The 12,104-nt window shown below is 56.7% G+C and carries 16 protein-coding genes; all 16 read left to right on the forward strand.

The window, feature by feature from the left end; genetic code table 11:
• The first annotated feature begins 1 nt into the window (after position 1).
• Positions 2-2,191, forward strand: coding sequence for a replication endonuclease (locus tag IM304_RS00440; protein ID WP_193355021.1), 2,190 nt, complete (start codon positions 2-4; stop codon positions 2,189-2,191).
• A 109-nt stretch (positions 2,192-2,300) separates the two neighbouring features.
• Positions 2,301-2,741, forward strand: a complete 441-nt coding sequence (locus IM304_RS00445) for a DinI-like family protein (protein ID WP_148418413.1) — start codon at positions 2,301-2,303, stop codon at positions 2,739-2,741.
• 178 nt (positions 2,742-2,919) lie between these two features.
• A complete protein-coding gene (locus IM304_RS00450; protein ID WP_176611170.1) occupies positions 2,920-3,123 on the forward strand; it encodes a tail protein X in 204 nt (67 codons plus the stop codon).
• Complete coding sequence (locus tag IM304_RS00455) at positions 3,114-3,335, forward strand: HP1 family phage holin (RefSeq protein ID WP_020689436.1); 222 nt, start codon at positions 3,114-3,116, stop codon at positions 3,333-3,335. The genes IM304_RS00450 and IM304_RS00455 overlap by 10 nt, the downstream gene beginning before the upstream one ends.
• Positions 3,319-3,828, forward strand: coding sequence for a lysozyme (locus IM304_RS00460; protein WP_148418415.1), 510 nt, complete (start codon positions 3,319-3,321; stop codon positions 3,826-3,828). Before IM304_RS00455 ends, IM304_RS00460 begins: the two co-directional genes overlap by 17 nt.
• On the forward strand, positions 3,825-4,238 hold the full coding sequence (gene lysB / locus IM304_RS00465) for an Rz-like lysis system protein LysB (RefSeq protein WP_193355020.1): 414 nt from the start codon (positions 3,825-3,827) through the stop codon (positions 4,236-4,238). Before IM304_RS00460 ends, lysB begins: the two co-directional genes overlap by 4 nt.
• Positions 4,138-4,383 (forward strand): Rz1-like lysis system protein LysC, encoded by a 246-nt coding sequence (gene lysC, locus IM304_RS22200; RefSeq protein WP_255517705.1) that lies wholly within the window; start codon positions 4,138-4,140, stop codon positions 4,381-4,383. Before lysB ends, lysC begins: the two co-directional genes overlap by 101 nt.
• Positions 4,346-4,813: a phage tail protein gene (locus IM304_RS00470; protein ID WP_193355019.1), complete on the forward strand. Its 468-nt coding sequence runs from the start codon at positions 4,346-4,348 to the stop codon at positions 4,811-4,813. Before lysC ends, IM304_RS00470 begins: the two co-directional genes overlap by 38 nt.
• 126 nt (positions 4,814-4,939) lie before the next feature.
• A complete protein-coding gene (locus tag IM304_RS00475; protein ID WP_193355018.1) occupies positions 4,940-5,581 on the forward strand; it encodes a phage baseplate assembly protein V in 642 nt (213 codons plus the stop codon).
• Positions 5,578-5,928, forward strand: coding sequence for a GPW/gp25 family protein (locus tag IM304_RS00480; RefSeq protein ID WP_193355017.1), 351 nt, complete (start codon positions 5,578-5,580; stop codon positions 5,926-5,928). Before IM304_RS00475 ends, IM304_RS00480 begins: the two co-directional genes overlap by 4 nt.
• Before the next feature lie 5 nt (positions 5,929-5,933).
• The gene (locus IM304_RS00485; protein WP_176609450.1) at positions 5,934-6,842 is read left to right on the forward strand and encodes a baseplate assembly protein; all 909 of its coding nucleotides are present in this window, start codon (positions 5,934-5,936) and stop codon (positions 6,840-6,842) included.
• Positions 6,835-7,365 carry a phage tail protein I gene (locus IM304_RS00490; RefSeq protein WP_176609451.1) on the forward strand — a complete coding sequence of 177 codons (531 nt, stop codon included), beginning with the start codon at positions 6,835-6,837 and terminating at the stop codon, positions 7,363-7,365. Before IM304_RS00485 ends, IM304_RS00490 begins: the two co-directional genes overlap by 8 nt.
• 11 nt (positions 7,366-7,376) lie before the next feature.
• Positions 7,377-9,569 carry a phage tail protein gene (locus IM304_RS00495; RefSeq protein WP_193355016.1) on the forward strand — a complete coding sequence of 731 codons (2,193 nt, stop codon included), beginning with the start codon at positions 7,377-7,379 and terminating at the stop codon, positions 9,567-9,569.
• Between the two features lies 1 nt (position 9,570).
• The gene (locus tag IM304_RS00500) at positions 9,571-10,002 is read left to right on the forward strand and encodes a tail fiber assembly protein (RefSeq protein ID WP_148418424.1); all 432 of its coding nucleotides are present in this window, start codon (positions 9,571-9,573) and stop codon (positions 10,000-10,002) included.
• A gap of 352 nt (positions 10,003-10,354) precedes the next feature.
• Positions 10,355-11,548, forward strand: coding sequence for a phage tail sheath protein (locus IM304_RS00505; RefSeq protein WP_193355015.1), 1,194 nt, complete (start codon positions 10,355-10,357; stop codon positions 11,546-11,548).
• Positions 11,549-11,559: 11 nt separating this feature from the next.
• The gene (locus tag IM304_RS00510) at positions 11,560-12,078 is read left to right on the forward strand and encodes a phage major tail tube protein (protein ID WP_014833332.1); all 519 of its coding nucleotides are present in this window, start codon (positions 11,560-11,562) and stop codon (positions 12,076-12,078) included.
• The last annotated feature ends 26 nt before the right edge of the window (positions 12,079-12,104 follow it).

A 12,104-nucleotide genomic window follows, 5' to 3' on the forward strand; every position in this document is an offset into this window, starting at 1 on the left:
GTTGGCTACGTCATTTGCGTATCCGTGGAACGCTCCGCGGTCAGCCATTGCCAGCCCTTACCTTACCCATGCCCAACTGCAGCGTCGCGATCGCCTTTTCGCGGCGCTACAGCAGGCAAGAAATGCCCTCTCCCGACAGCCTGACTGCGTGCGTGTCGACGTCTGGCGCACGGTTGACGCCCTCGAACAGCGTCACGGCAGCCCGCAGGCCAATGCTTTTTTGATCCGCTTCTGCGACAGGATATTACCCCGCCTGCAGCGCGTCTCTGAACGCTATGCCTGCGCGGGCCTGCACGACGCGGTCTCCAGGGCCGTGTTTGACGGCCATTTCGACACCCGGCTTCTGCAGTACCTTGCCTCGCGCATGGTGGAACTGGTTGCCCGCTATAACCGTCTTCCCGATATGTCCCGCGCCGATGTCGACCTGCTGGCCGCCGATATTGCCAGCTTTATTCGCGGCGAGCTGGCGAATATTAACGATGCTGGCATGGGCGAATACCAGACGCTGTACGTCTGGTATCAGCGCGCCGGACTAATCGCCCGGCAGTTCAACGTGTCGCCTCCGCACTGGGAGCGGGTGTCGAAGACGTTTTTCAACAAAGATGATGTTGCCGCGGCGGTGATCCGCCTGTTTTCCGAGGCGTGGTGGCGCGGACGATTGCGTCGGATCGCGGCCGCCTGGCGCGAGCATGTGCAGATTGCCCTCGGCAACGTCAGCAAAAAGAGAACGGCGTATGCGAGCAAGCGCTGCATCACGGAATGGCGCGAGCAGAAGCGCCGCACCCGTGAATTTCTCAAGGGCATGGAGCTGGAAGATGAAGAGGGCAACCGCATCAGCCTGATTGATAAATACGACAGCTCGGTGGCCAACCCGGCGATACGTCGCTGTGAACTGATGACCCGCATTCGCGGGTTTGAAAATATCTGCCAGGCGCTGGGCTACGTGGGCGAGTTCTATACCTTAACCGCCCCCGCGCGGTATCACGCGACCGTGAAATCGGGCTACCCCAACGCGAAGTGGAACGGGGCCAGCCCGGCGGATACGCAACGCTACTTCACCCGGCTGTGGGCGCGCATTCGCGCAAAGCTGCACCGGGAGGGGCGGCGCATTTTTGGTATCCGCGTTGCGGAACCCCATCATGACGGTACGCCCCACTGGCACATGCTGATGTTTATGCTGCCGGAAGACGTCGAATGCGTACGCCAGATTATAGGGGACTACGCGCGGGAGGAGGATGCCGCTGAGCTGCAGAACGAAAGTGCCAGACAGGCGCGCTTTCACGCGGACGCGATCGATCCGCAAAAAGGCAGTGCTACCGGCTATATCGCCAAATACATCTCAAAGAATATCGACGGCTATGCGCTTGATGGCGAGACCGATAATGAAGGCGGCGGGCTGCTGAAGGAGACGGCGTGCGCCGTGTCGGCCTGGGCAGGGCGCTGGCACATTCGCCAGTTTCAGTTTATCGGCGGCGCGCCGGTAACGGTCTACCGCGAGCTGCGCCGACTGGCGGACACCGAGGCCGCGCGCGGGTTGAGCGTCGAGTTTGCCGCCGTCCATGACGCTGCGGACGCCGGTGACTGGGCGGGCTACGTCACCGCGCAGGGCGGGCCTTTTGTGCGTCGCGATGATTTACAGGTGCGCACGCTGTATGCGCCGCGCGCCGGATTCAATCAGTACGGCGAGGAGACCGTTTGCATCCGCGGCGTGTACGATTCCGCCGTCGGTGCGGGCAGCCCGGTATTAACCCGGCTTACGCAGTGGAAAATTGTGCCGAAGCGTGCCGTTGAGCTGAAGGATACACCTGCGCCTTCTCGGAGTTCTGTCATTAACTGTACGGTGAGCGATCTCTCTCAACCTCTTAACCGGCGTGCGCGACGGGCATTAACCGAGCGCATCAAACGCATCCGGCCCGGCGCATCGGCACCCTTTGTCTATGAGGGGGATCCGCAGAACGGGGTCCCGGAGAGGGTGATTGACGAAATACGGCTCGTTACGGGCATTGCGATCGGCCGTGGGGAGGCCCTGCATCTGATGGCGGGCGGCGTGAGCCGTTTTAACGACAAATGGTGCCGGGGCGCAGCTGACGGATCGCTCTTTCCGGCGGCGCGTTCTTATCAGGAAAAGGCGCGGAAAATCCTTGAACGTATTGGGCATTTAACGGAGCTGCTCACCCAGCGTGCACGCTAATCTCCATCGATATCATGCACATACCGCACGCGGTTCTGATTTTTTGCTTCACTCTTTTTATGATTACGTGCTACTGTATGTTTATACAGTATCTCGTGGTGGAGGTTGTGTGGACAGAGAGTTGAATGAGCAGGTCATGATTGAACGAGTCGAAATGATCGCGCGGCTGACGACGGAAGGAACGTGTCAGGAGAGAGATCGTGAAATTGCCCTGAATTTGATTGCTGAGATTGCGAGAGGGAACTTAATCAAAAACAGCGCGTTTACCGTTGTTTTTTCCGCATCGCCCGTTCCAGAACGAATCAAAAAAGAAGGCACCGTGCGGGTCAACATTACGCTGGACAAGGATCAGCACATTGGTCCGTCCGTCGTGGAAGCATTTCAGTGCGAGCTTACTCGCAGGATCAGGCCCCTGTTTCCCTCTACGCGGGTGACGGTGAAGGAGGGATCCATGACGGGCGTCGAGCTGCTTGGCGTTAACGGCGAGGCCGAACGCGAGGCGTTAGATAATATTCTTCGGGAAGTCTGGGAAGACGAGAGCTGGCGCTAGCCCTGCATCGTTTTCCGGCATTACGCGCTTTATTCTGATTATTGCTCCAGCCAGTCCGCGCCTCGTTGCTCACGGTCAGCCTGTTGTGTCCGCGATCGTCCATCCGCCAGCGGTAGCGGAAAGGGCGCCGGCTCTGGAAACTCTACAGTACCTGGAAATCCGGATGTTGGAGCGTCTGATGAAGATCTATGCAATGCAGGGGGATACGCTTGATGCCATCTGTGCCCGTTATTACGGGCGCACGGCAGGCGTAGTTGAAACCGTTCTGAAAGCCAATCCTGGCCTTGCCGGGTGGGGCGTTGTCTTACCTCACGGTACGGCAGTGGACATGCCCGAGGTGGATAGCGCGCCCGGAAAAGAATCCGTGAACCTATGGGACTGAGTCTGGAGAAGGTCACCACGTTTATTGCCTACTGGCTGGCCGTGGCGCTGGCCTGGTTCGGGGCGATGTCTCCTGAAAAAGTGGCGCTGTACGTGGGAAGCCTCTGCGCCATCTTTACCGCGCTGACGAATTACTGGTTTAAGCGAAAAACCTGGCGCTATCTCAAATCGTTGGGCCTCGATAAGAAGAGTATTCGTGAACTCAATCATTAAGCGTTGCAGCATCGCCAGCGTGCTCGCTCTGGCGGTGCTCTTGCCTGACTTTCGATTACTGCAAACCTCGCCCGAGGGGCTGGCGTTAATCGCCGATCTGGAAGGCTGCCGTCTGTCGCCCTACCGGTGCAGCGCGGGCGTATGGACGTCAGGCATTGGCCACACGGCAGGCGTCGTGCCGACGAAGGAGATCACCGAGCGCGACGCGGCGGCGAACCTGATTGCCGACGTCCTGAAGGTTGAGAAACGGCTTGCCGCATGCGCGCCGGTGGAGATGCCGCCCCGCGTCTATGACGCGCTGGTCAGTTTTGCCTTTAACGTGGGAACCGGTGCCGCCTGCCGTTCGACGCTGGTGTCGTTTATCAATCACAAGCAGTGGCCGCAGGCCTGCGATCAGCTGACCCGCTGGGTGTACGTCAACGGGAAGAAGAACGCCGGGCTTGAAAACCGTCGGGCCCGCGAAAAGGCCTGGTGCATGAAGGGGGCAGAATGAGAGCTCTCCTGCTGATGCTGGCCGCGCTGGCGGCCATTACCCTGTGGTTTCGTCATGAGAATCTCAACCTGTCCCGCTCCTTTGCTAAAGCCAGCCAGATCGCCGGTGAACAAAAAAACACCATTAACGCGCTGAACCATCAGCTTACCGTAACGCAGCGGATGGCCAGAGAAAATGAAAATGCGCAGGTCAGGCTCCGCGATGCGCTTGCCGCTGCCGGTGAGGAGATGGCAAGGCGCGAAGCGGCTTTCGGGAAACTGGTAAATGAAAATGAAGAGTTACGCCGCTGGTATCACGCTCAGCTGCCTGATGCTGTCCGCAGGCTGCACGTCCGTGCCGCCTGCGCCTCCGCCGCACGCTGTTTACCACGCTTGCCCGAAGGTGAGCCTCTGCCCGATGCCGGCAAGTAAGCCTGTTACCAACGGCGATCTGAGCGCCGATATTCGCAGGCTTGAGCATGCCCTTATCGCCTGCGCGTTGCAGGTTGAAACTATTAAAGACTGTCAGGATAAACTCGATGCACAAACTCAAGAGCCTGCGTCAGGCATTAATTGACGCTGTTCCACAGCTGCGCGCAAACCCGGAGCGCTTACAGATGTCCGTCGGGAGCGGTAATATCGACGCGCGCCTCGCGTCCTCGCTCTCGTTCGAAAAGCAATATGAGCTGAAGGCAAAGGTCAGCGGTTTTTCCGGGTACAGCGAGGGGATTTTCGTCCCGGTGCTGGCCTGGCTTCGGGAAAACCAGCCGGATATTTTTACCCTCGATGAGGGGCGAAAAAATGGGTATCTCTTTCAGATTGTCTTAAATGACGATGAAACGGCGGATATCAGCTTTAGCCTGCAATTGACCGAGCGGATCCTGGTTTCCCAGAATGAGGGTACCCTGCTCGCCACCTATTCCCCGGAGCCGCCGCTGCCGGAACCCGTCACGCGTCCGATGGAGCTATACGTCAACGGTGAGCTGGTCAGCCGCTGGGAGGCGTAACCTTACCGCGCTGATGGCCAGCCCGCAGCCCCGTCGGCTGGCCATTCGGCAATACCGCTTGTTGTTTCATCCCGCATAAAACCCCGCCTCGTTGCTGCCGCTCGCCCCGAGCGGCATTCTCTTCTTATGAATACGCTAACTTCCATGCACGGCATCGCTCGCGCGATCCGCAACCTTATCCGTATCGGTGTTGTGACCGATGTCGACCTCAAACGAGGGCTCTGCCGCGTCCAGTCCGGAGGGATGAAAACCACCTGGCTGAACTGGATGACCTGCCGCGCAGGCCGCTCGCGCGTCTGGTGGGCACCGTCCGAGGGCGAACAGGTCCTGCTGCTGGCTATCGGCGGTGAGCTGGATACCGCCTTCGTGTTGCCTGGCATTTTCTCTGACGACCATCCGGCACCGTCTGAGTCGCCTGACGCCCTCCACGTTTCGTTTCCTGATGGGGCGGTTATCGAATACGAGCCCGGCAGCGGTGCGCTGACGGCAACCGGCATCAAAACGGCAGCCATCACCGCGTCTGATTCACTGACCGCGACCGTTCCGGTGGTACTGGTCAACTCAGAAACCCGCATCACCCTTGATGCGCCTGAAGTGGTGTGTACCAACAGGTTGATTACCGCCTCTCTGGAGGTGCAGAAGGGCGGGGTGATGGCCGGGAATATCGAACACGCCGGCGGTACGTTCACCTCAAATGGGGTACAGGTGGATAACCATGCTCACGGCAGTGTGCAAAGCGGCGGAAGCTGGACTAAGGGGACGCAATGACGGTGCGCTACACGGGAATGAACAGACAGACCGGGCTCAGCATTACAGAGGCTGAACACATCAGGCAAAGCGTGCGCGACATTCTGGTTACGCCTGTTGGCACGCGGGTTATGCGCCGGGAGTATGGCTCCCTGCTGGCGGCGATGATCGACAGGCCCCAGAGCCCGGCGCTGCGCCTGCAAATTATGGCCGCATGCTACTCCGCGATCCAGAAATGGGAACCGCGGATTAGCCTGACGGCGATCGCTTTCGAACGGTCGGAGAATGACGGGACGTTGTATGTCGATATCACCGGCACGCGATCGGCTTCCGACAGCTCCTTTTCTATCACCATTTCACTGAGTTAAACGCTATGGCTATTGTTGATCTGAGCCAGCTCGCCGCGCCTGATGTCGTGGAAGAGGTGGACTATGAGACGCTGCTGGCAGAACGAAAGGCCACCTTTGTCTCGCTGTATCCTGAGGCGGAGCAAGAGGCGATCGCGCGCACGCTGACCTTAGAGTCAGAGCCGATTGTGAAGCTGCTTCAGGAAAACGCGTATCGGGAAGTTATCTGGCGCCAGCGCGTTAACGAGGCTGCGCGTGCGGTCATGCTGGCCTACGCCGCGGGCAGCGATCTCGACCAGATTGGGGCAAACGCTAATCTTGAACGTCTGGTGATTACCCCTGCCGACGACACTACGTTCCCGCCCACGCCTGCCGTGATGGAGTCCGATACCGATTTTCGCCTGCGCATCCAGCAGGCACCGGAAGGGCTGAGCGTGGCCGGTTCGACAGGGGCCTATCAGTTCCATGGCCGCAGCGCGGACGGGCGGGTGGCGGACATTTCCGTTATTAGCCCCCAGCCCGCGAACGTCACGGTTTCCGTACTCTCCCGGGAGAATAACGGCGTGGCGTCTGAAGAGTTGCTCACCATTGTGCGTAACGCGCTGAACGATGAGGACGTCAGGCCCGTCGCCGACCGGGTGACCGTGCAGTCAGCCAGGATTGTCGACTACACCATTGTGGCCTCGCTGTACCTGTTCCCGGGACCTGAAAGTGAACCGGTGCTCAACGCGGCCAGAGCCCGACTGCAGGCCTATATCACGGCGCAGCACCGGCTGGGGCGCGATATCCGCAAGTCAGCCATTTACGCCGCACTTCACGTTGAAGGGGTGCAGCGCGTGGAGCTGACCGCCCCGGCAGCCGATATCGTGCTCGATGCAACTCAGGCCTCATGGTGCAGCCAGTACAGCGTAACCGTGGGAGGGAGCGATGAGTGACGCCCGTCTTTTGCCGGTTGGCTCGTCGCCTCTTGAGGTGGCGGCCGCCCGCGCCTGTGCGGAGATAGAAAAAACGCCGGTACCGCTGCGCCATCTCTGGAGTGCGGATACCTGCCCGGCAAATCTGCTGCCGTGGCTGGCGTGGGCGTTGTCGGTCGATCGCTGGGATGAGAGCTGGCCGGAAGCCACCAAGCGGGACGTGATCCGCGCGGCGTGGTTTATCCATGCCCACAAGGGAACGATTGGCGCCGTTCGCCGCGTGGTGGAGCCGCTCGGCTATCTCATTAACGTCACCGAGTGGTGGCAAACCAACGATCCGCCCGGCACCTTCCGCCTTGATATCGGGGTATTAGATACCGGTATCACCGAAGAAATGTATTACGAGATGGAGAGGCTTATCGCTGACGCAAAGCCTGCCAGCCGCCACCTTATCGGCCTGAATATTATCCAGGACATTCCGGGTTACCTCTATACCGGAGCCCTGAGCTATGACGGCGACATCATCACGGTTTACCCCGGATAAGCGAGAGCACAATGACAGTGAAATATAAAACGGTTATCACCAAAGCCGGTGCAGAAAAACTGGCGGCAGCAACCGTCCCGAACGCGAAGAAAGTTAACTTTACCGCAATGGCGGTCGGCGACGGCGGCGGTGCGCTGCCCGTTCCTGATGCCAGCAAGACAAAGCTGGTGAACGAGGTCTGGCGCCACGCGCTGAACAAAATCAGCCAGGACAAGAAGAACAAAAACTACGTTGTGGCGGAACTGCTGATCCCGCCCGAGGTCGGCGGTTTCTGGATGCGCGAGATGGGGCTTTATGACGATACCGGAACGCTAATCGCGATCGGGAATATGGCTGAAAGCTATAAGCCCGCCCTGGCGGAGGGGTCAGGTCGCGCGCAGACCGTGCGAATGGTTATTATGGTGAGCGACATCGCCTCCGTTGAGCTCACAATTGACACCTCAACGGTGATGGCCACACAGGACTACGTCGACGGGAAGCTAACGGAGCATGAGCAGTCTCGCCGTCATCCGGACGCCACGCTTACTGCAAAGGGCTTTACGCAGCTCAGCAGTGCAGTCGACAGCACCTCGGAGGTGCTTGCTGCAACGCCGAAGGCGGTAAAAGCGGCGTATGACCTGGCGAACGGGAAGTATACCGCAGCGGACGCCACTACGGCGCGCAAGGGAATTGTTCAGCTCAGCAGCGCCGTTGACAGCGTGTCTGAAGTGCTGGCGGCAACGCCAAAAGCGGTGAAGGCGGCGTACGATCTGGCTAACGGCAAATATACGGCGGCGGACGCGACTACGGCGCGCAAGGGTATTGTTCAGCTCAGCAGCGCGGTTGACAGCGTATCTGAAGTGCTGGCGGCAACGCCGAAAGCGGTGAAGGCAGCCAATGATAATGCCAACGGACGAGTACCGTCCGGGCGTAAGGTTAATGGCCGTGCTTTGACAGGTGACATTAATGTAACTGCTCAGGATATTTTTAATGGTCAGGCGGTAGGGATTGGCAATGCTGCGGATCTAAATTCCTTTACCACGCCAGGACTGTATTACCAACCAGCTAACGCGCAGGCACAGACAGGTAAAAATTATCCCGAGGCCAATGCAGGCTCGCTTGAAGTTTATAAACACGCAGGTATTACACAGATTTACCGTATTTATAATAATTCCCGCTCATACATTCGGACGCTATATAGTGCGACGTGGTCTGGCTGGGTAAAACAGTATGATGCTGCGAATAAACCTTCCGCAGGGGATGTAGGTGCCGTTCCACTTAATTCTGATGGCAGTGTTGATAGAGTCACCGCATTAAAATATTGCAGTCAGATATTCACCAGAACTGACGGAGCGCCTCTGGAAATTGGGCATTTAAAGGGGGCGGCAGGAAATTTCTATATTGACATACATACTGACGGCACCCTGAATGGACAGGATTACAAGTATCGTTTAACGTTCACTGATGCCGGAACGGCTCAGACCAGCGGACAATGGATACCGGGAAATTACGCAAACTTTGATGCTCGCTATCTGCAACTTGCAGGCGGGGTGCTAAATGGTAATCTCACGGTAAAAAATACGATTCAAGTTGGTTCGGTTGGGTCTGCTGTTTTAAATATTGGTGATAACGATTCAGGCCTGCGCAATACAGTTGATGGTCAGGTTGACTTGTGGGCTAATTCCAAAGTCATGGGGTACTGGAATACCACAACCTTTTCATTTACTGGGCAAATAATACCAACCAATTATTCCAATTTTGATGGGCGCTATTACACCAAAACGGAAAGTGATTCGAGATTCCAGCCTAAAGGTAATTACACCCCTGCTGGTCAGGCCTATACTAAAGCGGAGAGTGACGGACGATATCAGCCTAAAGGAAACTATACTCCCGCAGGACAGGCCTATACCAAAGCTGAATCGGATGCACGTTACGGGGTGGGTAAAACAACGACCGGCAACAATAACGCCTACTATACGCACGGCAATGGCGCTGTTTTCATGCAGGCGGTTAGGGGGATTTCAGTAGGCAATAACACTGCTGTCACCGTGACTCTGCCTACCTCCTTCCCTAATGGTATTTTGGGAATAGGCGCCAGTTATTGGGGATCTGGGGGTAATAACTCTGACTCGTTTTATCTTTGCACTCCGGTGGGTAAAAATCAGGTAAAAATTGAAACCCATAACTGTAACGGCGCATTTTCATTAATTGTCTCGGGTTATTGATATGAATAAATATTTTAGCAATGAAGAAAATAGTTTTTACCTTGAGGAAACGGTTCGGGTATACGAAGCACAAGGTATTCCCGTTCCCTCAGATCTCGTGAAAATAACCGACTCAGAATATGAAGAATTCATGGTTTCTCCGGACAGAAAAACACCTCGTTTCAATGTGAATCGTAACTGCATGGAATGGGTCGATATTGCCCCACCCTCGAAAGAAGAGTCCGTTGACAATGCTGATTCACTGAAATCACGATTAATGTCTGTTGCTACTCAGGCAATTTTGCCGCTGCAGGATGCTGTTGATTTAGAAATGGCTACAGAAAAAGAGAGCACGTTACTGACTGAGTGGAAGAAGTATCGTGTACTACTTAGCCGTGTTGACGTCAACAATGCACCGGATATTGAATGGCCTGAGACACCGCTCAGCGAGTAAATAAACCCTGATTCTCTGCTGCACCCCAATCTTTGGATACTCCAGAGAGTAAGGTGCATTTTTTTTAACAGTACACCCATCCTCTCGCTGCCAAATCGTCATTACTCCTGATTTTACCTGAACACCTCTCCTCATTATTGAGGATAGCGTCGATATTCGCTCAGCTATCCAGTGGATACATTCAATGGCGATTATTTCTTCTGAATCGATCGCTGAAACTAATTAATTCTTGTTTTAACTCTGCTCAACCGGCCACTGTGCGTTGTGCTGCCCTCCCTCCAACGGCATTACGTTTCAAGCCTTCTCTACTCAAGTGAAAATAGCCTCACCACTAAACCACGGAGTTAAACGGATGGGCGACTATCACCACGGCGTGGAAGTCATCGAAATCAACGATGGCACGCGCACCATTTCTACCGTCTCGACGGCAATCATCGGTATAGTCTGTACGGCCAGCGATGCTGACGAACAGACGTTCCCTCTTAACGAGCCAGTGCTCATTACCAATGTACAATCCGCCATTGCGAAAGCCGGCAAACAGGGGACGCTCTCTGCCTCCCTGCAGGCTATCGCTGACCAGTGCAAGCCGGTCGTTGTGGTTGTGCGCGTTGCCGAAGGTATCGACAACCCGGAAGATCCTGATGCAGCACAGAAGCAGACTATCTCTAACATCATCGGTACCACTGACGAAAACGGCAAATATACCGGCCTGAAGGCGCTTCTCACCGCCAAAACGGTGACCGGCGTTAAGCCACGCATTCTCGGCGTACCGGGGCTGGATTCGCAGGAAGTGGCGACCGCGCTGGCAGCGACGTGCCAGAGCCTGCGCGCGTTTGGCTATGTCAGCGCATGGGGCTGTAAAACCATTCCTGAGGCGATCAGCTACCGCACAAACTTCAGCCAGCGCGAGCTGATGGTGATTCACCCGGATTTCCTGGCGTGGGATACCGCGACGAACGTCACCAAAACGGCCTGGGCGACCGCGCGCGCGCTTGGCCTGCGCGCCAAGATCGACCAGACCACCGGCTGGCATAAAACCCTGTCCAACGTGGGCGTCAACGGCGTCACCGGCGTGAGCGCCTCTGTCTCCTGGGATCTGCAGGAACAGGCTACCGATGCCAACCTGCTGAACCAGGCTGGCGTGACCACGCTGATTCGCAATGACGGTTTCAAATTCTGGGGCAACCGTACCTGCTCTGACGATCCGTTATTCCTGTTTGAAAACTACACCCGTACCGCACAGGTACTGGCCGACACCATGGCGGAAGCGCACGCATGGGCGATGGATAAACCCATTACCCCAACGCTTATCCGCGACATCATTTCCGGTATCAACGCCAAATTCCGTGAGCTGAAAACCAATGGCTATATCGTTGACGGCTCCTGCTGGTATGACCCGGAATCGAATGACGTGTCGACCCTCAAAGCCGGGAAACTGTATATCGACTACGACTACACCCCTGTTCCGCCGCTGGAGAATCTGACCCTGCGCCAGCGCATCACGGATACCTATCTGGCAGACCTGTCAGATTCGGTTAACAGCTAAGGAGCTGAAGCATGGCGTTACCACGCAAACTTAAATATCTGAATATGTTCAACGATGGCCTGAGCTATATGGGCGTTGTTGAGTCTGTCACCTTACCGAAGCTCACCCGCAAGCTGGAGAAATATCGCGGCGGCGGTATGCCGGGCTCGGTCTCCGTCGACCTCGGCCTGGACGATGACGCCCTGGCGCTGGAGTGGACTATTGGTGGTCTGCCGGACGTCGCGCTGTGGGCACAGTATGCCTCTCCGGGCGCGGACAGCGTGCCGCTGCGTTTTACCGGATCCTTCCAGCGTGACGATACCGGCGAAATCTCTGCGGTGGAGATCGTGATGCGCGGCCGTCATAAAGAGTTCGATGGCGGCGAGAACAAGCAGGGCGAAAGCGGCACCACCAAGATGTCGACCGAGTGTGCCTACTACCAGCTCACTATCGATGGCAAAGAGGTCATCGAGATTGACATCATCAACATGGTGCTGAAGGTCGACGGCGTCGATCGTCTGGCGGAACACCGTAAGGCCATCGGCCTGTAACCCTTAACCGGCCGCAGCTGCTGGCC

This window comes from Enterobacter cloacae complex sp. P40C2 (assembly GCF_014930695.1).
Lineage (GTDB): Bacteria > Pseudomonadota > Gammaproteobacteria > Enterobacterales > Enterobacteriaceae > Enterobacter > Enterobacter pasteurii.

What these genes read in the sequence shown, in the direction of transcription:
- IM304_RS00450 (WP_176611170.1), top strand. Translation starts at nt 2,920, where the DNA reads ATGAAGATCTATGCAATGCAGGGGGATACGCTTGATGCCATCTGTGCC.
- IM304_RS00455 (WP_020689436.1), top strand. Translation starts at nt 3,114, where the DNA reads ATGGGACTGAGTCTGGAGAAGGTCACCACGTTTATTGCCTACTGGCTG.
- lysB (WP_193355020.1), top strand. Translation starts at nt 3,825, where the DNA reads ATGAGAGCTCTCCTGCTGATGCTGGCCGCGCTGGCGGCCATTACCCTG.
- lysC (WP_255517705.1), top strand. Translation starts at nt 4,138, where the DNA reads ATGCTGTCCGCAGGCTGCACGTCCGTGCCGCCTGCGCCTCCGCCGCAC.
- IM304_RS00470 (WP_193355019.1), top strand. Translation starts at nt 4,346, where the DNA reads ATGCACAAACTCAAGAGCCTGCGTCAGGCATTAATTGACGCTGTTCCA.
- IM304_RS00475 (WP_193355018.1), top strand. Translation starts at nt 4,940, where the DNA reads ATGAATACGCTAACTTCCATGCACGGCATCGCTCGCGCGATCCGCAAC.
- IM304_RS00480 (WP_193355017.1), top strand. Translation starts at nt 5,578, where the DNA reads ATGACGGTGCGCTACACGGGAATGAACAGACAGACCGGGCTCAGCATT.
- IM304_RS00485 (WP_176609450.1), top strand. Translation starts at nt 5,934, where the DNA reads ATGGCTATTGTTGATCTGAGCCAGCTCGCCGCGCCTGATGTCGTGGAA.
- IM304_RS00490 (WP_176609451.1), top strand. Translation starts at nt 6,835, where the DNA reads ATGAGTGACGCCCGTCTTTTGCCGGTTGGCTCGTCGCCTCTTGAGGTG.
- IM304_RS00495 (WP_193355016.1), top strand. Translation starts at nt 7,377, where the DNA reads ATGACAGTGAAATATAAAACGGTTATCACCAAAGCCGGTGCAGAAAAA.
- IM304_RS00500 (WP_148418424.1), top strand. Translation starts at nt 9,571, where the DNA reads ATGAATAAATATTTTAGCAATGAAGAAAATAGTTTTTACCTTGAGGAA.
- IM304_RS00505 (WP_193355015.1), top strand. Translation starts at nt 10,355, where the DNA reads ATGGGCGACTATCACCACGGCGTGGAAGTCATCGAAATCAACGATGGC.
- IM304_RS00510 (WP_014833332.1), top strand. Translation starts at nt 11,560, where the DNA reads ATGGCGTTACCACGCAAACTTAAATATCTGAATATGTTCAACGATGGC.